The organism is Cellulomonas carbonis (genome assembly GCF_014636275.1).
Lineage (GTDB): Bacteria > Actinomycetota > Actinomycetes > Actinomycetales > Cellulomonadaceae > Actinotalea > Actinotalea carbonis.
Map to the genome: position 1 here is coordinate 256,313 of NZ_BMEB01000004.1, position 19,553 is coordinate 275,865.

Genomic DNA, 19,553 nt, shown 5'->3' on the forward strand with positions numbered 1-19,553 from the left:
ATGCTGAGAAACCCGTCGCGACGATGCGCCGTCCGGGGGACGTGCCGACGGCCCACCCGCGGCTCCGGGCCGCACGGGCGGTCAGACGGGCTCGGTCCGCCCGTCGACGGCCGACGAGCGCCCGAGGTAGAGCCGCATCGAGAGCGGCTCGGTGAGCACCGTGCCGCCCGGGCGCGCGTCCCGTCCCGCGCCGTCGCCGTTGCGGCCGACCTCGTCGGGGTGCTCGGCGACGCTGTCCCAGACGAGCTCCCAGCTCGCTGCGCCCTCGGCGAGCGTCACCTGGACGGGGTCGAGGGCCCCGTTGATCACGAGGAGCGCCGACGAGCCGTCCGGTGCGGTGCGGGTCATCTGCAGCGTCCGGACCGCAGGGTCGAGCCACTGGTCGTGCAGGAACGCGCGCCCCTCGGCGGTCCGCCAGTCGAGGTCGGGTCGGGGGTCGTGGACGGTGCCGTCCGGCGCCGTGCGCGGCCGGCCGAGGTAGAAGTCGGGCGAGCGCAGCGCGGCGTTCTCCCGCCGCAGGCGCAGCAGGTGGCGGGTCGTCGCGAGGAGGTCCTCGCGCCACGGCGAGAGCCGCCACGAGACCCACGAGATGTCGCCGTCCTGGCAGTACGCGTTGTTGTTGCCGCGCTGGGTGCGGCCCATCTCGTCGCCCGCGGTGATCATGGGCGTCCCCGCGGACAGCAGCAGCGTGCCCAGCAGGTTGCGGATCGAGCGGCGGCGCAGCGGGACGATCTCCAGGCCCACCGACCCGTCGAGCACGGGGCCCTCGATGCCGTGGTTCCACGACCGGTTGTCGTCCGACCCGTCGCGGTTGCCCTCGCCGTTGGCCTCGTTGTGCTTGTGCTCGTACGCGACGAGGTCCGCCAGGGTGAAGCCGTCGTGCGCGGTGACGTAGTTGACCGAGGCGACGGTCCCGCGCAGCAGGGGAGGGTCGCTGTGGCCGAAGAGGTCGGCCGAGCCCGCGAGTCGCGTCGCGAGATCTCGGACGCCGTGCCCGCGGCGTCCGTGCGCGGCCTGCCCGGGGTCGACGAGCCAGAAGGTGCGCGCCGCGTCCCGGAAGCGGTCGTTCCACTCCGCCATCGGCGGCGGGAACTGACCCGTCCGCCAGCCGCCCGGGCCCAGGTCCCACGGCTCGGCGACGAGCTTGCGTCCGCACAGCACCGGGTCGCTCTGGAGCGCGACGAGGAACGGGTGGTCCGGCGTGAACCCGTCGTCGTCGCGGCCGAGCGTCACCGCGAGGTCGAACCGGAAGCCGTCGACACCGACCTCCTCGACCCAGTAGCGCAGCGAGTCGAGCGCCATCTGCACGACGCGCGGCCGTCGGAAGTCCAGCGAGTTGCCGCAGCCGGTCACGTCCGCGAAGCGCGCCGGGAGGCCGCCGTCGTGCAGGTAGTAGACCGTCGGGTCCAGGCCCCGCCAGCTCAGGTGGAGCCCGTCCGTGCCGCCCTCGCACGTGTGGTTGAGCACGACGTCCAGGAGAACCTCGATCCCGGCCTCGTGCAGGAGCCGCACCATGCCCTTGACCTCGGCGAGGACCGCGGAGGCGCCCGCGTCCTGCGCGGCGCGCGTCGCGTACGGCGCGTGCGGCGCGAAGAAGCCGAGGGTGTTGTAGCCCCAGTAGTTGGTCAGGCCGCGCTCGGTCAGGTGGGGCTCGTCGACGATCGCGTGGACGGGCAGGAGCTCGAGCGTGGTCACGCCGAGCGAGCGCAGGTGCTCGATCGTCGCGGGGTGCGCGGCGCCGGCGTACGTGCCCCGCAGCTCGGGCGGCACGCCCGGCAGGTTCATCGTGAGGCCCTTGACGTGGGCCTCGTACACGACGGTCCGCGACCACGGCACCGACGGCCGCGGGACCGGCGGGGCGTCGAAGCGCTCGTCCACGACGACGGAGTGCGGGACGGCCGCGCGCGAGTCGGTCCCGTCGGGCTCGGGGAGCCGCCCGGGCGCGCCGGCGCTCCCGATCCGGTGGCCGTGGACGGCCTGCCCGAGCTCGACCGAGCCGACGATCCCCCGCGCGTAGGGGTCGACGAGCAGCTTCGCGGGGTTGTACCGCGCCCCGGACTGCGGGTCCCACCGCCCGTGGGCGCGGAAGCCGTACCGCTGTCCCGCGCGGACCCCGGGGACGTGCGCGTGCCAGACGCCGTGGGTCGGCCCCTGCAGCGCGACCCGCCGCTCGGACCACCCGTCGGGCGACGAGGGGTCGGGGTCCAGGAGGCACAGGTCGACGCCGGTGGCGTGCGACGCGAGGACGGCGACGTCGACGCCGTCGCCCGCGAGGCGGGCCCCGAGGCGGTGGGGGGTGGGGGAGGGCGCTGCGGAGGTCATGGCCCGACCAGTGTGCGCCACGCGGGCGCGCCACGGCCGTCGTCCCCGCCGCCGTGCCGCCCGACGCGTCCCGGTTTCACCCGTTCGCCCGGTCGGGGGGTGGTGGGACGCACAGCGGGACGTCCCCCGTCCGCGCAGCGTGGTCGCGGGTCCGCCCGCCGGACGTGCGTCCGCCGGGCCGACGACGTGCGTCCGGGCGGCGTGTGGCGCGTCGGTCGGCGAGGGTAGCCTTCGGCACGTCGTCCGCACCTCGGAGGGGTCCTCGCATGAAGATCGTGGTCTGCGTCAAGCACGTCCCCGACCTGCAGTCCGACCGCCGGTTCACCGAGGAGGGGCGCGTCGACCGGTCGCAGGGCGACGGCACCCTGAACGAGCTCGACGAGAACGCGGTCGAGGCCGCCCTCGTGCTCGCCGAGGCGACCGGCGGCACCGTCACGGCCGTCACGATGGGCCCGCAGGACGCGGAGGACGCGGTGCGGCGCGCGCTGCAGATGGGTGCGGACGACGCGGTCCACGTGCTCGACGACGCGCTCGCGGGCTCGGACGCGTTCGGCACGGCGCGCGTCCTCGCCGCTGCCGTCCGGCGGCTGTCCGACGACGCGCCGGTCGACCTCGTCGTGACCGGGATGGCCGCGCTCGACGGGCTGATGTCGGTGGTCCCGACGCTCGTCGCCGCCGAGCTCGGCCTGCCCGCCGCGACCCTCGGCGCGGAGCTGACCGTCGCCGACGGCGTCGTGCGCGTGCGCCGCGAGCTCGACACCGCGACCGAGGTGGTCGAGGCGCCGCTCCCCGCGGTCGTGAGCGTCACGGACCAGGCGAACCAGCCGCGGTACCCGAACTTCAAGGGGATCATGGCGGCCCGCAAGAAGCCCGTCACGGTCTGGTCGCTCGCGGACCTCGGCGTGGACCCGGGCGACGTCGGCGAGCCGGCCGCCCGGACCCGCGTGGTGAGCGCGACCCCCCGTCCGCCGCGCGAGAACCGCGTGCTCGTCGCCGACGACGGCGACGCGGGCACGCGCCTGGCCGCGTTCCTCGTCGAGAACCGACTGGTCTGAAGGAGCACCCCATGAGCGACCCCGCCCAGGACCTCGTCCTCGTCCACGTCGACCACCACGCCGGCGCCGTGCGCACGCCGGTGCTCGAGCTGCTGACCGCCGGTCGGGCCCTCGGTCGGGTCGAGGCCGTCTGGATCGGCGACGCGCCGGGAGCCGACGCGCTGGACGCCCTCGGCCGCCACGGCGCCGCGGTCGTCCACCACGTGCCCGCCGACCAGGGCGAGCTGCTCCCGCCGGACGCCGCGCACGTGCTGGCCCGGCTCGTCGAGGAGGCAGGCGCGCCCGTCGTCCTGCTCACCTCGACGTTCGAGAACAAGGAGCTCGCCGCGCGCCTCGCGTGGACCACGGGTGCGGGCCTCGTCGTGGACGCCGCCGCCGTGGACCGCACCGCGGACGGCCGGGTGCGGGTCGGCCAGCAGGCCTTCGCCGGGACGTGGACCCTCGAGGCCGAGGTGAGCGCGCCGCGCGCCGTCGTGACGGTCAAGGCGAACGCGGTGCCGGCCGAGGAGTCGGCGGCGACGACGCCCGAGGTGCGCGTCGCCGCGCCGGCCCCGACGGGGACGACGCCCCTGCGGCGCGTCGAGCGGGTCGAGCGCCCCGGGAGCGACCGGCCGAGCCTGACCGAGGCGCAGGTCGTCGTCGTCGGCGGGCGGGGGACCAACGGCGACTTCGGCCCGGTCGAGGACCTCGCGGACGCGCTCGGGGGAGCGGTCGGCGCGACGCGCGTCGCGACCGACGAGGGCTGGATCGGCCACGAGGCCCAGATCGGCCAGACCGGCGTCACCGTGTCCCCGCGGCTCTACGTGGGTGCCGGGGTGTCCGGCGCGGTCCACCACCGCGGCGGCATGCAGGCCTCGGGCACGATCGTGGCGGTCAACAGCGATCCCGAGGCGCCGATCTTCGAGATCGCCGACTACGGGATCGTCGGGGACCTGACGACCGTCCTGCCGCAGGCGGCCGCGGAGATCCGCCGGCTGCGCGGCTGACACCACCGACCGGTCTGCCGACTCCGTCGGCTGCGGGGCCGGGGGTACCGACGTCCCGACGAGCGTCGTCGGGTCGCCCTGCGACGGCCGTCAGAGCGACCGGAGCCACTCCAGGGCCGCGCGCCCCTGACCGAGCTGGAACGCGCGCAGGTTCGGGATGCCGGGCGGGGCCGGCCGGACGGCCGACTCGAGGAAGTAGCCGGTGATGCCCGCCAGCACCGCGCGCACGTCGCCACCGTCCGCGCCGACCGCCGCGGGGTGACCGGCGAAGAGCTCGGCGGGGGCGCCACCGCCCTGCATCGCGACGCTCGGCAGCATCGCGACGAGGTCGAACCACGCGCACCCCACGGCCGCGTGCGCCCAGTCGACGAGCCAGACCTCGTGGCCGTCCAGGAGCATGTTGTCGCCGCGCAGGTCGCCGTGCACCAGACGGTCCCCGGCGCAGGCCGCGGCCGCGGTGCCGGAACGCTCCACGAGCACCGGGAGCGACCGCTCGAGCCAGTGCGCGTGCTCCGGGACGACGTCGAGGACGAGCGCCAGCGCTGCAGGGTCGTCGGCGAGGCGCGCCCACCCGGTGACGACCTCGTCCAGGAGGCCCGGGAGCGGCCGGAAGCCTGCGGGCGCCCGTACGTCGGAGAGGTCCGCGACGGCGCCCAGCGCACGGTCGAGGTCCGCCTGGACCCACGGCGCCCCCGGTGCGTCGCCGTCGACGGCGCGCGAGCCGAGGAGCACCCAGGTGCCGTCGTCGTGCCACCACAGGAGCTCGGGCGCGCGGGCCTCGGGCGGCAGCACCGCGGTGACGGCGGCCTCGGCGCGCGCCAGGTGCGGTGACGTCGGGTTGTGCTCGGCCGACACCGCCTTGACGAACACCTCGGTCCCGTCGCCCAGCTCGAGGCGCGACGCGAACCCCGGGCTGAACCCGTTGGTCGCGGTGGTCTCGCTCACGACGTCCGCACCGGCGAGCTCGGCGATGCGCAGGCGCACGTCGCGCGGCAGGTCGCCCCACCCGAGGCGCGACCCGCTGAACGCGCGGGGCGGACGGGAGGGGAGCACGCCGTGATTGTGCCAGCGGGGCGGGCGGGCGTGCTTCGTAGACTCACGCCCCGTGAGCGTCTACCTCGACCACGCCGCGACGACGCCGGTGCACCCGGCGGTCGTGGAGGCGATGACGGCCGAGCTCGGCCGGCTCGGGAACCCCTCGTCGCTGCACGACGCTGGGCGGGCGGCGCGGCGCGTCGTCGAGGAGTCGCGCGAGGCGGTCGCGGCGCACCTCGGCGCGCGGCCCAGCGAGGTGGTCCTCACCGCGGGAGGTACCGAGGCGGACAACCTCGCGGTCAAGGGCGTCTGGTGGGCGCAGGTCGCGCGCGACCCGGCCCGACGCCGCGTCGTCGTCTCCGCCGTCGAGCACCACGCCGTGCTCGACCCCGCGGCGTGGCTCGCGGCGCAGCAGGGCGCCGAGGTGGTCCTGCTGCCCGTCGACGCGACCGGACGCGTCGACGTCGACGCGCTCGCCGACGAGCTCGCGCGGCACGGCGACCGCACGGCGCTCGTGAGCGTCATGTGGGCCAACAACGAGGTCGGCACGGTCCAGCCCGTGCGTGCCGTCGCCGACCTCGTCCACGAGCACGGGGTCCCGCTGCACGTCGACGCGGTGCAGGCCGTCGGTCAGCTCGACGTCGACTTCGCCGCCTCGGGTGCGGACGCGCTGACGGTGTCGGCGCACAAGGTCGGCGGACCGGTCGGGGTCGGCGCGCTCCTCGCGCGGCGGGACCTGCCGCTGGCACCGCTCACGCACGGCGGCGGTCAGGAGCGCGGCGTCCGGTCCGGGACGGTCGACGTCGTGGGTGCCCGGGCGCTCGCGGTCGCCCTCGGCCTCGCGGTGCCGGCCCGGGCTGTCGAGGGGGCGCGGCTCGCCGCGCTGCGCGACGACCTCGTCCGTCGCGTGCAGGAGGTCGTGCCCGACGCGGTGCTGCGCGGACCGACCGTGCCGGACGTGCCCGGAGGGACCGACCCGTCCATCCCCGACGACGGGCCGAGACGCCTCCCCGCGAACGCGCACCTGACGTTCCCGGGCTGCGAGGGCGACTCGCTGCTGTACCTCCTGGACAGCCGGGGTGTGCGGTGCTCGACCGGCTCGGCGTGCCGGGCCGGTGTGCCCCAGCCGTCGCACGTCCTGACGGCGATGGGGGTCGATGCACGGGACGCGCGCGGCGCGCTGCGCTTCTCGCTCGGGCGCACCACGACCCGGGCCGACGTCGACGCCCTCGTCGCCGTGGTCCCCGAGGTCGTCGAACGGGCCCGCGCGGCGGGTCGCGCCTGAGGCGCGGCCACCCGCCGGGCCCGGGTGCGGGCGACGGCCGCGGGTCGGGCCGACCGTACGCTGGGCGCATGCGTGTCCTGGCTGCCCTCTCCGGCGGCGTCGACTCCGCCGTGGCCGCCGCGCGCGCGGTCGACGCCGGTCACGACGTCGTCGGCGTCCACATGGCGCTCGCCCGGGAGCGCGCCGAGCTGCGCAACGGCTCGCGCGGCTGCTGCTCGATCGAGGACGCGGGCGACGCGCGGCGCGCCGCGGACGTGCTGGGCATCCCGTACTACGTGTGGGACCTCTCGGAGCGCTTCGAGGACACCGTCGTCGCCGACTTCCTCAGCGAGTACGAGGCGGGCCGCACGCCCAACCCGTGCGTGCGCTGCAACGAGCACATCAAGTTCCGTGCGCTGCTCGACCGGGCGACCGCGCTCGGCTTCGACGCGGTCTGCACCGGTCACTACGCGCGCGTCGTGACGGTCGACGCGGACGGCGGGCCCACGCGTGAGCTCCACCGCGCGGCCGACCTGGCGAAGGACCAGTCGTACGTCCTGGCCGTCATGGGGCCCGAGCGGCTCGCCCGTGCGGTGTTCCCGCTCGGCGACGTCGTGTCGAAGGCCGAGGTCCGCGCCGAGGCCGCCGCGCGGGGCCTGTCGGTCTCCGCCAAGCCCGACTCGTACGACATCTGCTTCGTGGCCGACGGCGACACGCAGGGGTTCCTGCGCGCGCGGCTCGGCAGCCGGCCCGGCGACGTGGTCGACGTGGACGGCGTGGTCGTCGGCTCGCACGACGGCGCGTACGCGTACACGGTCGGGCAGCGCCGTGGGCTCGGGCTGGGCCGTCCGGCGGCCGACGGCCGACCGCGCTACGTGGTCGACGTCCGGCCTGCGACGAACACCGTGGTGGTCGGCGCCGAGGAGCTGCTCGAGGTCCGCCGCGTCGTGGGTGACCGTGCCGTGTGGTTCGTCGACCCGCCCACGCGGTGGACGACGTGCGAGCTGCAGGTCCGTGCGCACGGGTCGCCGGTCGCGGCACGGGTCCGGGCGCTGCCCGACGACGGCATGGAGGTCGAGGTGACCGGTCGGCTGCGCGGCGTCGCGCCGGGCCAGTCGGCGGTCGTCTACGTCGGCACGCGCGTCGTCGGCCAGGCGACCGTCACGGGGACCGGGCGATGACGGGCCTGAGCCTCCTGGGGCCGTGGCCCGGGAGCGAGGTGCTGAGCGCGCAGACGACGGTGCTCGACCGCCTCGCCGCGGCGCCGACGGGCGTCGAGCCGCTGCCGTCGCTGGTCCAGCTGCCCGAGCGCGGCCCGTGGGCGGAGTCGACCGGCCGCACGGCGTCGCTCCTCACCGGCATGCCCGTCGAGCTGGGCCCGCACGGCTGGAAGCTGTGCGACCGGCCCGGGCGGGACCTCGAGCACGCCCAGGCGCTCCTGCGGGAGGACGTCGACGCCCTCGCGGTCGCCGCGCACGGGTGGACCGGGCCGCTCGTGGTGTCCGTCCGGGGTCCCTGGACGCTCGCCGCGGTCCTGTACCTCGCGCGCGGCGACCGGGTGCTCGCGGACGCCGGGGCCGTGCGCGAGCTCGTCGCGTCGCTCGCCGAGGGCGTCGCGACGCTCGTGGACCGGGTCCGCGCCGCGGTGCCCGGCGCCGAGCCGGTCGTGGTCCTGCGCGAGGCGGGCCTGCCCGACGTGCTCGGCGGCACGGTCGCGACCTTCTCGGGCCGGGGACGGATCCCGGCCGCGGACGCGGACGCCGTCGTGGCGGGCCTGCGCGGCGTCGTCGACGGGGCGCGCACCGCGGGTGCGCAGCGCGTCGTGGTCCACACCGGCGGGCGGTTCGCCGCCCGGTCGGTGCGCGCGGCCGCGGCGAGCGGCGCGGACGCGCTCGGCCTGGCGCTGGGACCCGTCCGCGGGCCGCAGTGGGAGCTGCTCGCCGAGGTCGTCGAGCAGGGGACCGGTCTGTGGTTCGCGCTCCCGCGCGAGCAGCACGGGCGACGCGACGACCCGGCCGCCGTCGCACGGTCGCTGAGCGGTCCGTGGAGCGCCGTCGGACTGCCCGCGAGCGGCCTCGCGGACGTCGTCGTGCACGTCGAGACGTCCGGCACGGTCGCCGGGGGCGACGTCGTCCTCGTCCGACCGCAGGCCGCGAAGCACGCCATCGGGACCGCCGCGCGCGTCGCGGAGGAGCTCGCGTCTCGGGCCGCCGAGGGCTGACGCGACCTCGGCGGGGCGCGGACGCGACCCGCCCGCGGCCGACCTGCCTCGCCAGGGGGCACCCTGTGGGCCCAGCGGGGCGATGTCGGTGGTTCGCGCCATGATGGGCCGGTGAGCGAGCAGACGGCGCGGCCGACCGACCTCGACCCGGCGGACCTCGACCTCGACGAGGTCGCCGCACGCCACCGCTGGGAGGACCTCGCGGCGCAGGTCCGGGAGCACCAGTTCGCGTACTACCTGCGCGACGCCCCGACGGTGAGCGACGCGGAGTACGACGCGCTCCTGCGGCGTCTCGCGGCGCTCGAGGACCACTACGAGGCGCTGGGTCTGCGGACGCCGGACTCGCCGACGCAGCGGGTCGGCGGGACGTTCTCGACCGAGTTCACGCCGGTCGACCACGTCGAGCGGATGCTCAGCCTCGACAACGCGTTCTCCGCCGAGGACCTGTCCGCCTGGGCCGAGCGCGTGCACCGCGACCTCGCCGGGTCCGACGGCGTGCCGGACCTGCACTACCTGTGCGAGCTCAAGATCGACGGCCTCGCCGTCGCGCTGCTGTACGAGCGGGGCAGGCTCGTGCGCGCGGCGACGCGCGGCGACGGGCGCACGGGCGAGGACGTGACGCTCAACGTGCGCACCGTCGAGGGCGTCCCGCACGTGCTGACCGGCGACGACGTGCCCGAGCTCATCGAGGTCCGCGGCGAGGTGTTCCTCCCGGTCGCGGGCTTCGAGGAGCTCAACGCGGCGCAGGTCGAGGCGGGCCGGGCGCCGTTCGCCAACCCGCGCAACGCGGCAGCGGGCTCGCTGCGCCAGAAGGACCCGCGCGTCACGGCGTCGAGGCCGCTGCGGATGCTGTGCCACGGCGTCGGCGCCGTGCGGTGGTCGGACGGCGGCGCCCCGGCCGCGCGCCAGTCGCAGACGTACGACCTGCTCGCCTCGTGGGGCCTGCCGGTGTCGGACCGCACCCGCGTCGTGGACGACCTCGCGGGCGTCCAGGCGATGATCGACCACTACGGCGAGCACCGGCGCTCGGTCGAGCACGAGATCGACGGTGTGGTCGTCAAGGTCGACGAGCTCGCGCTGCAACGGCGTCTCGGGTCGACGAGCCGCGCGCCGCGCTGGGCGATCGCGTACAAGTACCCGCCGGAGGAGGTCAACGCCCGGCTCCTCGACATCCGCGTCAACGTGGGCCGGACCGGGCGCGTCACGCCCTACGGCGTCATGGAGCCGACCCTCGTCGCGGGCTCGACGGTCGAGATGGCGACCCTGCACAACGCGAGCGAGGTCCGCCGCAAGGGCGTGCTCATCGGCGACACCGTCGTCCTGCGCAAGGCGGGTGACGTCATCCCCGAGATCGTCGGGCCGGTCGTCGCGCTGCGCGAGGGCCGCGAGGCCGAGCTACGCGAGTTCGAGATGCCGACGCGGTGCCCCGCGTGCGGGACCCCGCTCGCCCCCGCCAAGGAGGGCGACGTCGACATCCGGTGCCCGAACGCGCGCTCGTGCCCCGCACAGCTGCGCGAGCGCGTGTTCCACCTCGCGTCCCGGTCGGCGCTCGACATCGAGGCGCTCGGGTGGGAGGCCGCGATCGCGCTCACCGACCCGGAGCTGGGACGTCCCGCGGACGCCGAGGCCGAGCGCCAGACGCCGGTGCTCGACTCCGAGGCGGGGCTGTTCGAGCTCACGGCGGAGGACCTGCGGGACGTGCGTGTGTGGCGCGAGCGCAAGGTCAAGGGCGTCCGGACGGGCGAGCACGAGCAGGTGCCCTTCTTCTTCACACGCGGGACGGCGAAGGTGCCGCCGAAGCCGACGGCGACCACCGAGAAGCTGTTCGAGCAGCTTGAGCTCGCCAAGGAGCGACCCCTCTGGCGCGTCCTGGTCGCCCTGTCGATCCGTCACGTGGGGCCCACGGCCGCGCGGGCCCTCGCGACGCACTTCGGGTCGCTCGAGCGGATCCGTGCCGCCGACGAGGACGAGCTGGCAGGTGTCGAGGGGGTCGGACCGACGATCGCGGCCGCGGTGCGCGACTGGTTCGCCGAGGACTGGCACCGCGAGACGGTCGAGCGGTGGGCAGCCGCAGGGGTCCGCCTGGAGGACGAGCGGGACGCGGGCGTCCCTCGCACGCTCGAGGGCCTCACGGTCGTCGTCACGGGATCGCTCGAGGGCTTCTCGCGCGACGGCGCCAAGGAGGCCGTGCTCGCGCGCGGTGGCAAGGCGTCCGGCAGCGTCTCGAAGAAGACCGACTTCGTCGTCGTCGGTGAGAACGCGGGCTCGAAGCACGACAAGGCGCTCCAGCTGGGTCTCCGGATCCTCGACGAGGCGCAGTTCGTCGTCCTCCTCGAGCAGGGGCCGGACGCGCTCGGCACCGCCGACGACGACGAGGGAGCGACCGACTCCACCGCCCGGCCGGGCGGCGCCGCCGACGACGAGGCCGACGCGCGGCGGAGTGACGCATGACGCCCCCGGAGGTCCCCGGCCCCGCACGGGTGGTGACGCGCGCACCGGCCGACGCCCCGGCCGACGCCCCGGCCGACGCGTCGGCAGCCGGACCGCGCGCAGGGACCGGCTACGCCGTGCCGCCGGTGGACGTCGAGGTCGCGACGTGGCGCCCGGTGCGGGTCGTCGACGTCGACGGCTGGGCGGTCGGCGTCTCCGGCGGGTTCACGCGCCGCGCGAACAGCGTCGTCGCGACGGTCGACGTCCCCGACGTCGGTCGTGCGCTCGACGCGGCGGAGGACGTCTACGCCCGGGCGGGCCTCCCGGCGGTCGTCCGGGTCTGCCCCGCGACGCGCCCGCGCGGTCTCGACGACGTGCTCGCGCGACGCGGCTACGCGGTCGCCGCCCGGACCCTGCTCATGACGCGCGACCTCGGGTCGGGTGCGACGGGCGCGCAGCCGGCGCACGACGGCGGCACGGCTGCGCAGGCCGTCAAGGACGGCGACGTGGCGGCCCCGGCCGTGCAGGACGGCAGCGTCGCGCTCGCGACGGCGGACGCGCCGGACGACGCGTGGCTCCGCGGGTGGCTCGACGTCAAGGCGTCCTCGGCCGGTGTGGAGCTGGGGCTCGCGCGCGCCGTCGTGTCGGGCGCGCCGGCGTCCTACGTGACGGCGCGCGACGACCACGGCGTGGTGGGGGTCGTCCGCGTCGCGGTGCGCGAAGGGTGGGCAGCGGTCTCCTGCCTCATGGTGGCGCCCCGCGCGCGCCGCCGAGGGGTTGCGTCGGAGCTCACCGCGGCCGCCGAGCAGGTCGCCGGGGCGCACGGCGCACGTCGTGCGTTCGTGCAGGTCGAGGAGGGGAACGCCGGGGCCCGGTCGCTCTACGAGCGGCTCGGCTTCGCGACCGTGAGCGCGTACCACTACCGCGAGCGCCCGTGACGACGACGCCCGTGACGACGAGCCCGTGACGACGAGCCCGTGACGAGCGCCAGGACGACCACCACGCAGGTCACCCCGTCGGTCACCACGACGCACGACCACGGCGAGCGTCCGGCGACCGGGCGACGGACACTGGTGCGGTGATCTCCCGAGACCTCGCAGCCGAGCTCGCCCGTGCTGGTCTGCAGTGGCGCCCCGCAGCCGGGGACCGCTTCGTCATCCCCCAGCCCGAGCTCACGGGTGAGGTGTTCACGCTCAGCGAGATGACCATCGAGGCCCACGAGTTCCCGACCGGCACGGTGCTCGGGTTCAACGGCACGACCGAGTGGGCGCTCGACTCGGTCGCCCAGGAGGACGCCCTGTGGCTGCCTCGCGAGGACCAGCTCCGCGAGCTGCTCGGCGGCACGTTCGTCCGCCTCGAGTCGGTCGAGCGCGACGGCGAGCGGACGTGGGTCGTCACCACCGCGCGCGCCCCGGGCGCGGAGGAGCACTTCACCGCGGCGACGGCGGCGGACGCCTACGCGCACGCCGCGCTCGCCCTGGTCCGGGCCGCGGTCGGGGCCTCGGGGGACTGAGCGCGCGACCGGCCCACGAAACGGCCCCGTCACGACCGGCCACTAGACTTCCCGCCATGTCCACCATCTCTCGCGAGGAAGTCGCGCGCCTGGCCGGCCTGGCCCGGATCGACCTCACCGGACCGGAGCTGGACCGGCTCGCCGGCGAGCTCGACGTGATCGTCGAGTCCGTCGCGACGGTCAGCCGGGTCGCGACCGCGGACGTGCCCGCGACCAGCCACCCCCTGCCGCTGACGAACGTCTTCCGCGACGACGTCGTCGAGCCGACGCTGCCCGTCGAGGAGATCCTCGCTGCGGCGCCCGCCGCGCAGGACGGCCGCTTCCTCGTCCCGCAGATCCTCGAGGAGGACTGATGGCGGACGCACCCGTCGCCCCCACCGACGACCTGACGCGCCGCACCGCGGCCGACCTCGCCGATGCCCTCCGGGCCCGTGAGGTGTCGAGCGTCGAGGTCACGCAGGCGCACCTGGACCGGATCGCCGCCGTGGACGGTGCCGTCCACGCGTTCCTGCACGTCTCGGCCGACGACGCCCTCGCCACCGCGCGGGACGTCGACGCACGGCGCGCCGCGGGGGAGGACCTCGCACCGCTCGCGGGCGTCCCGGTCGCCGTCAAGGACGTCGTCGTCACGCGCGGCATGCCCACCACGGCCGGCTCGCGGATCCTCGAGGGCTGGGTCCCGCCGTACGACGCGACGATCGTCGAGCGCCTGCGCGCCGCGGGCATGCCGATCCTCGGCAAGACCAACATGGACGAGTTCGCGATGGGCTCGTCGACCGAGCACTCGGCGTACGGCAACACGCACAACCCCTGGGACCTGGACCGGATCCCCGGCGGGTCGGGCGGGGGCAGCGCGGCCGCGGTCGCGGCCTACGAGGCGCCGCTCGCGATCGGCACGGACACCGGCGGCTCGATCCGCCAGCCCGGGGCCGTGACCGGCACCGTGGGTGTGAAGCCCACCTACGGCGGGGTCTCCCGCTACGGCCTCGTCGCGCTCGCCTCGAGCCTGGACCAGGCCGGTCCGGTGACGCGCACGGTCCTGGACTCGGCGCTCCTGCACGAGGCGATCGGCGGCCACGACCCGCGCGACGCCACGTCGCTGCCGGACGCCCTCCCCGCGCTCGTCGAGGCGGCCCGCGCCGGCCGTACCGGTGACCTGCGCGGCGTCCGCGTGGGAGTCGTGCGCGAGCTCGACGGCGAGGGGTACCAGGACGGGGTCCGCGCTCGGTTCGAGGAGTCCCTGGACCTGCTCCGCGAGGCGGGTGCCGAGGTCGTCGAGGTCTCCTGCCCGCACTTCGAGTACGCCCTGGCCGCGTACTACCTCATCCTCCCGAGCGAGGCGTCCAGCAACCTCGCGAAGTTCGACGGGATGCGCTTCGGCCTGCGCGTCGAGCCCCGGGACGGCGTCGTGACGGCGGAGCGCGTCATGGCCGCGACGCGCGGCGCGGGCTTCGGCGACGAGGTCAAGCGCCGCATCATCCTCGGCACGTACGCGCTGTCGGCCGGGTACTACGACGCCTACTACGGCAGCGCCCAGAAGGTCCGCACGCTCATCCAGCGCGACTTCGCGCAGGCCTTCGAGCGCGCGGACGTGCTCGTCTCGCCCACCGCGCCGACGACCGCCTTCCGCCTCGGCGAGAAGCTCGACGACCCGCTCGCGATGTACCTCAACGACGTCGCGACGATCCCGGCGAACCTCGCGGGCGTGCCCGGGATGTCCGTCCCGAACGGCCTCGCCGACGGCCTGCCCGTCGGGTTCCAGGTCCTCGCGCCGGCGCGCGCGGACGACCGCCTGTACCGCGTCGGCGCGGCGCTGGAGATGCTGCTCGAGCAGCGCTGGGGCGGACCGCTCCTCGCCGGCGCGCCCGAGCTGCCCGTCCGCGCGCCCGAGGGGAGCACCCGATGAGCACCACGACCGCCGCCCTGGTCGACTACGACGAGGCCGTGAGCCGCTTCGACCCCGTGATCGGGATCGAGGTGCACGTCGAGCTCGGCACCCTCACCAAGATGTTCGACGGCGCCCCGACGGAGTTCGGCGCGGAGCCCAACACCCAGGTGACACCCGTGTCGCTCGGCCTGCCGGGTGCTCTGCCCGCGCTCAACCGGACGGCCGTGGAGTCCGCGATCCGGATCGGCCTCGCGCTCAACTGCGAGATCGCCGAGCTGTGCCGGTTCGCGCGGAAGAACTACTTCTACCCGGACGTCCCGAAGAACTTCCAGACGTCGCAGTACGACGAGCCCATCGCGCACGACGGGTGGATCGACGTCGAGCTCGAGGACGGCACCGTCGTCCGCGTCGAGATCGAGCGCGCGCACATGGAGGAGGACGCGGGCAAGAACACGCACGTCGGCGGCTCGACCGGTCGCATCCACGGCGCCGAGTACTCGCTCGTCGACTACAACCGCGCCGGGATCCCGCTCGTGGAGATCGTCACGAGGCCCATCACGGGCGTGGGCGACCGGGCCCCCGAGGTCGCGCGCGCCTACGTCCAGACGCTGCGGGACATCTTCCGCGCGCTCGGCGTGTCCGAGGCGCGCATGGAGCGGGGCAACGTCCGCGCCGACGTCAACGTGTCGCTCCGGCCGTCGCCCGACGCACCTCTCGGCACCCGGACCGAGACGAAGAACGTCAACAGCTTCCGGTCGGTCGAGCGTGCGGTGCGCTACGAGATCTCGCGCCAGGCCGCGGTGCTCGAGTCGGGCGGGGCCGTCGTGCAGGAGACCCGGCACTGGCACGAGGACACCGGCGTGACGACCTCCGGCCGCGTCAAGTCCGACGCCGAGGACTACCGCTACTTCCCGGAGCCGGACCTGGTCCCCGTGGCCGCGAGCCGGACGTGGGTCGAGGAGCTTCGCGCCACGCTCCCGGAGATGCCGGTCGCCCGTCGTCGTCGCCTCCAGGGCGAGTGGGGCTACAGCGACCCGGAGATGCGTGACGTCGTCAACGCGGGCGCGATCGAGCTCATCGAGGCCTCGGTCGCGGCAGGTGCCTCGCCGGCCGCGGCGCGCAAGTGGTGGATGGGCGAGCTCGCCCGCACCGCGAACGCCGAGGGCCTCGCTCTCGAGGAGCTGCGGGTCACGCCCGCCGACGTCGCCGAGCTCCAGCGGCTCGTGGACAGCGGCCGGCTCAACGACAAGCTCGCGCGGCAGGCGCTCGCGGGGGTGCTCGCGGGCGAGGGGTCGCCCGAGGAGGTCGCACGAGCGCGGGGCCTCGAGGTCGTCTCCGACGACGGCGCTCTCCTGACCGCGGTCGACGCAGCCCTCGCGGCGCAGCCGGACGTGGTCGAGAAGATCCGCTCGGGGAACCTGGGTCCCGTCGGCGCGATCATCGGCGCGGTCATGAAGGCGACCCGCGGGCAGGCCGACGCCGGACGCGTCCGCGAGCTGGTGCTGGAGCGCGTCGGCGCGAGCTGAGCGCGTGCGCCTCCGCCACGCGGCACGGTGGTCCGACCGCGGACCCCACGACCTGCGGGGGAGCCCGCGGACGGCACGCGGGCGCCGGGCGAGCAGGCGTCGACGAGGTGGGCAGGGGGTTGCCCACGGAGATGGGGTACGGGATGGACAAGCCGACGCTCGTGGGTGAGCTCGTGGTCCTGCGGCCGGTCCGCGCGGAGGACGCGGACGGCATGTGGGAGATGGTCAACGACCCCGAAGGGCGCCGTCTGACGGGTACGGTGCGCGACATCACGCGCGAGGAGAGCGACGCGTGGTGCGCGTCGGTCGCCTCACGTCCGGGCCGGATCGACCTGGCCATCACGGTGCACGGCTCGGACGAGTTCCTGGGCGAGATCGTCCTCATGGACATCGACGAGCGCGACGCGAACGCGTCGATGCGGATGAGCCTGCGTCCCGGCCAGCGGGGCCGCGGCTTCGGCGGCGAGGCGATCGGCCTCGTGCTCGCGCACGCGTTCGGCGCGCCGCCCGAGGGTCTGGGTCTGCACCGGGTCGCGCTCGACGTGCTCGAGATCAACCCTCGCGCCCGGATGCTCTACGAGAACCACGGCTTCCAGGTGGAGGGACGGCTCCGCGAGGTGCACCGCGACGGCGACTACTGGGTCGACGTCGAGCTGATGGCGATCCTCGAGGACGACTACCGCGCGGCCGCGGCGACGCAGCCGTCACGACCCTGATCGGAGCCCGCATGCTCACCGTCGTCGTGCCCGACGAGGCCCTCCGCACCGCGCTCGGCACCGAGCCCGACGTGGCCGCGGGCCGGGCCCGCCTGGTCACCTGGGACCTGGCGGGTGACCCGCCGCCGGGGCTCGACCCGGCCGAGGTCGACGTCGTCGTCGCGCCGAACTCGGGCATGACGCCCGAGCGCTTCGCGCCGCTGCACGGCATGGACGGTCTCCGCGTCGTGCAGCTCGCGAGCGCCGGCTACGAGCACGCGCTCGGGCTCGTGCCGGACCGTGTGACGCTGTGCAACGGCCGTGGTGTGCACGACGCCGGGACGGCCGAGCTCGCGGTCGGCCTCCTGCTCGCGGTCCAGCGGGGCGTCGTCGACGCGGTCCGGGCGATGCCCGAGGGCAGGTGGGAGCCGCGCCGGCGCAGCTCGCTCGCCGACCGTCGCGTCATGATCCTCGGCTACGGGTCGATCGGCTCGGCGGTCGAGCGTCGGCTCGCGCCGTTCGAGGTCGACGTCGTCCGGGTCGCCAGCACGCGCCGCGAGCACGACGGGCTCGTCGTCCACGGCGTCGACGAGCTGCCGGCGCTCCTGCCCCGCGTCGACGCCGTCGTCACGGTCCTCCCGCTGACGCCCTCGACCGAGCACCTCGTCGACGCGGCCTTCCTGCGCGCGCTGCCCGACGGGGCGGTCGTCGTGAACGTCGGACGCGGGCGGGTCGTCGACACGGAGGCGCTGCTCGCGGAGACGTCGTCGGGCCGCCTGCGCGCCGCGCTGGACGTCACGGACCCCGAGCCGCTGCCCCCGGACCACCCGCTCTGGTCCGTCCCGGGCGTGGTCGTGACGCCCCACCTCGGCGGCAACACGGACGCGACGGGTCCGCGGCTCGCCCGGCTCGTCGCGCGGCAGGTCGCACGGCTGGTGGCGGGCGAGGAGCCGGTCAACGTCGTCCGGGAGCCGCTGACGTGATCACCGTCGGTTCCGGTCCCGGGGCCGACGTGCCCGACGCCCCCGAGGGGCGGACGGTACGGAACCCGGTGCTCCCGGGCTGCCACCCCGACCCGACGGTGTGCCGGGTCGGTGACGACTACTACCTCGCGACGTCGTCGTTCGAGTACGTGCCCGGCATCCCGCTGTTCCACAGCCGTGACCTCGTGCACTGGCGGCCGATCGGTCACGCGGTCGACCGGCCCGAGCAGCTCTCGCTCGCGGGCGTGCGGTCGTCGGAGGGCCTGTACGCGCCGACGCTGCGCCACCACGACGGCACCTTCTACCTGACCAGCACGTTCGTCGGCCCCAACGGGTCCGGGCAGGTGGGCAACTTCGTCGTGACGGCGCAGGACCCGGCCGGGCCGTGGTCCGAGCCCGTGTGGTGGGAGGACGAGGGGATCGACCCGGCCCTGTTCTTCGACGACGACGGCCGTGCGTGGGCGACGGGGACGCGCGAGAGCCGGTCCCCGCAGTGGGACGAGCAGGCCGAGATCTGGGTCCGCGAGATGGACCGCACGACGTTGCGGCTCGTGGGCCCGGAGCACGTCGTCTGGCGCGGCGCGCTGCTCGGCGCCGCCTGGGCCGAGGCGCCGCGTCTGCTCAAGGTCGAGGGCTGGTACCACCTGCTCGCCGCCGAGGGCGGCACCGAGCACCACCACGCGGTGAGCGTCGCGCGGAGCACGCGCGTGACCGGGCCGTATGCGGGCAACCGCGCGAACCCCGTGCTCACGCACCGCCACCTCGGCCGGACGCACCCGGTCATGGGCGTCGGGCACGCCGACCTCGTGGAGCTTCCCGACCGCAGCTGGTGGGCGGTCGTGCTGGGGACGAGGCCGTACGGCGGCCTGTACGAGAACCTCGGGCGCGAGACGTTCCTCGTCCCGGTGACGTGGGAGGACGGCTGGCCCGTGTTCGCGCCCGGTGTGGGACAGGTGCGGCTCGTCGAGCGCGCGCCGTCGCTCCCGGCGCACCCGTGGCCCGAGAACCCCGTGCGCGACACGTTCGCCGGCGGGCTGGGGCTCGCCTGGAACGCCGTGCGCGGGCCTGCCGCCGCGTTCGCGCAGGCGGGTCCGGAGGGTGGCCTCGACGTCACGCTCCTGCCCGCGACCCTGGACGGCGCGCGGCCCGCGGCGTTCGTCGGCCGACGGCAGCAGCACGTCGACGTCGACGTGACGGCACGCCTGCGATTCGAGCCGGCGAGCGCGGACGAGTGGTTCGGCCTCGTGGTGCGGCAGTCGGACGACCACCACTACCTCGTCGTCGTCGCGGGCGCCGCCATGGAGGGCGGGCCGCGGCGCATCCTCGTGGTGCGTCGGCACGAGGGCCGCCGGACGGTCCTGCTGGTCGTCCCCGCACCGGACGGTGCGATCGAGCTCGGGCTGCGGGTGCGCGGACAGGAGTACGAGGCGGTGCTCGTGGGCGAGGACGGGGAGGACCAGCACCTGGTCACGCTCGACGGCCGCATGCTGGACAGCACGGTCGCGGACAGCTTCGTGGGCGTCTGGCTCGGTCTCTACGGCACGAGCAACGGCATGCCGTCGACGACGACGGCGCACGTCGAGTGGTTCGAGTACGCACCGGTGCCGCCCGCGGCCTGACCGGCCCCGGTCCGCG

16 protein-coding genes are annotated in these 19,553 nt (G+C 75.6%); 14 read left to right on the top strand and 2 right to left on the bottom strand.

All coding sequences use genetic code 11. The features are described from left to right. Positions 1-81: 81 nt before the first annotated feature. Positions 82-2,322 (bottom strand): glycogen debranching protein GlgX, encoded by a 2,241-nt coding sequence (gene glgX, locus IEV86_RS13520; protein ID WP_052426334.1) that lies wholly within the window; start codon positions 2,320-2,322, stop codon positions 82-84. Between the two features lie 266 nt (positions 2,323-2,588). On the opposite strand from glgX, the gene IEV86_RS13525 reads away from it, so the two are divergent. Together IEV86_RS13525 and IEV86_RS13530 are read left to right on the top strand one after the other, a co-directional pair. Continuing rightward, entirely contained in the window at positions 2,589-3,377 is a 789-nt protein-coding gene (locus IEV86_RS13525) for an electron transfer flavoprotein subunit beta/FixA family protein (protein ID WP_043607766.1), read from the top strand. A gap of 11 nt (positions 3,378-3,388) precedes the next feature. Next, a complete protein-coding gene (locus IEV86_RS13530) occupies positions 3,389-4,363 on the top strand; it encodes an electron transfer flavoprotein subunit alpha/FixB family protein (protein WP_043607767.1) in 975 nt (324 codons plus the stop codon). A 90-nt stretch (positions 4,364-4,453) separates the two neighbouring features. Here IEV86_RS13530 and IEV86_RS13535 read toward each other — a convergent pair whose 3' ends face one another. After that, positions 4,454-5,416 (bottom strand): phosphotransferase family protein, encoded by a 963-nt coding sequence (locus IEV86_RS13535; protein ID WP_043607768.1) that lies wholly within the window; start codon positions 5,414-5,416, stop codon positions 4,454-4,456. A gap of 52 nt (positions 5,417-5,468) precedes the next feature. Between IEV86_RS13535 and IEV86_RS13540 the strand changes: the two genes are divergently transcribed. From IEV86_RS13540 to IEV86_RS13595, 12 genes are all read left to right on the top strand, one after another. Then, on the top strand, positions 5,469-6,683 hold the full coding sequence (locus tag IEV86_RS13540) for a cysteine desulfurase family protein (RefSeq protein WP_043607769.1): 1,215 nt from the start codon (positions 5,469-5,471) through the stop codon (positions 6,681-6,683). 68 nt (positions 6,684-6,751) lie between these two features. Continuing rightward, positions 6,752-7,843 (top strand): tRNA 2-thiouridine(34) synthase MnmA, encoded by a 1,092-nt coding sequence (mnmA, locus tag IEV86_RS13545; protein WP_043607771.1) that lies wholly within the window; start codon positions 6,752-6,754, stop codon positions 7,841-7,843. Then, positions 7,840-8,883, top strand: coding sequence for a uroporphyrinogen decarboxylase/cobalamine-independent methonine synthase family protein (locus tag IEV86_RS13550; RefSeq protein WP_188484707.1), 1,044 nt, complete (start codon positions 7,840-7,842; stop codon positions 8,881-8,883). The genes mnmA and IEV86_RS13550 overlap by 4 nt, the downstream gene beginning before the upstream one ends. A gap of 111 nt (positions 8,884-8,994) precedes the next feature. After that, positions 8,995-11,334 (top strand): NAD-dependent DNA ligase LigA, encoded by a 2,340-nt coding sequence (ligA, locus tag IEV86_RS13555; RefSeq protein ID WP_081978660.1) that lies wholly within the window; start codon positions 8,995-8,997, stop codon positions 11,332-11,334. After that, entirely contained in the window at positions 11,331-12,251 is a 921-nt protein-coding gene (locus tag IEV86_RS13560; RefSeq protein ID WP_052426123.1) for a GNAT family N-acetyltransferase, read from the top strand. The genes ligA and IEV86_RS13560 overlap by 4 nt, the downstream gene beginning before the upstream one ends. A gap of 140 nt (positions 12,252-12,391) precedes the next feature. Beyond that, positions 12,392-12,826, top strand: a complete 435-nt coding sequence (locus tag IEV86_RS13565; RefSeq protein WP_043605373.1) for a hypothetical protein — start codon at positions 12,392-12,394, stop codon at positions 12,824-12,826. A gap of 56 nt (positions 12,827-12,882) precedes the next feature. Next, the gene (gene gatC / locus IEV86_RS13570; protein ID WP_043605370.1) at positions 12,883-13,179 is read left to right on the top strand and encodes an Asp-tRNA(Asn)/Glu-tRNA(Gln) amidotransferase subunit GatC; all 297 of its coding nucleotides are present in this window, start codon (positions 12,883-12,885) and stop codon (positions 13,177-13,179) included. Continuing rightward, positions 13,179-14,732: an Asp-tRNA(Asn)/Glu-tRNA(Gln) amidotransferase subunit GatA gene (gatA, locus tag IEV86_RS13575; protein WP_043605367.1), complete on the top strand. Its 1,554-nt coding sequence runs from the start codon at positions 13,179-13,181 to the stop codon at positions 14,730-14,732. The genes gatC and gatA overlap by 1 nt, the downstream gene beginning before the upstream one ends. Next, on the top strand, positions 14,729-16,240 hold the full coding sequence (gatB, locus tag IEV86_RS13580; protein WP_043605363.1) for an Asp-tRNA(Asn)/Glu-tRNA(Gln) amidotransferase subunit GatB: 1,512 nt from the start codon (positions 14,729-14,731) through the stop codon (positions 16,238-16,240). The genes gatA and gatB overlap by 4 nt, the downstream gene beginning before the upstream one ends. A gap of 119 nt (positions 16,241-16,359) precedes the next feature. Then, positions 16,360-16,956, top strand: a complete 597-nt coding sequence (locus tag IEV86_RS13585; protein ID WP_306460064.1) for a GNAT family N-acetyltransferase — start codon at positions 16,360-16,362, stop codon at positions 16,954-16,956. An 11-nt stretch (positions 16,957-16,967) separates the two neighbouring features. Further along, positions 16,968-17,918: a 2-hydroxyacid dehydrogenase gene (locus tag IEV86_RS13590; protein ID WP_043605361.1), complete on the top strand. Its 951-nt coding sequence runs from the start codon at positions 16,968-16,970 to the stop codon at positions 17,916-17,918. After that, the gene (locus IEV86_RS13595; RefSeq protein WP_229734646.1) at positions 17,915-19,537 is read left to right on the top strand and encodes a glycoside hydrolase family 43 protein; all 1,623 of its coding nucleotides are present in this window, start codon (positions 17,915-17,917) and stop codon (positions 19,535-19,537) included. Before IEV86_RS13590 ends, IEV86_RS13595 begins: the two co-directional genes overlap by 4 nt. The last annotated feature ends 16 nt before the right edge of the window (positions 19,538-19,553 follow it).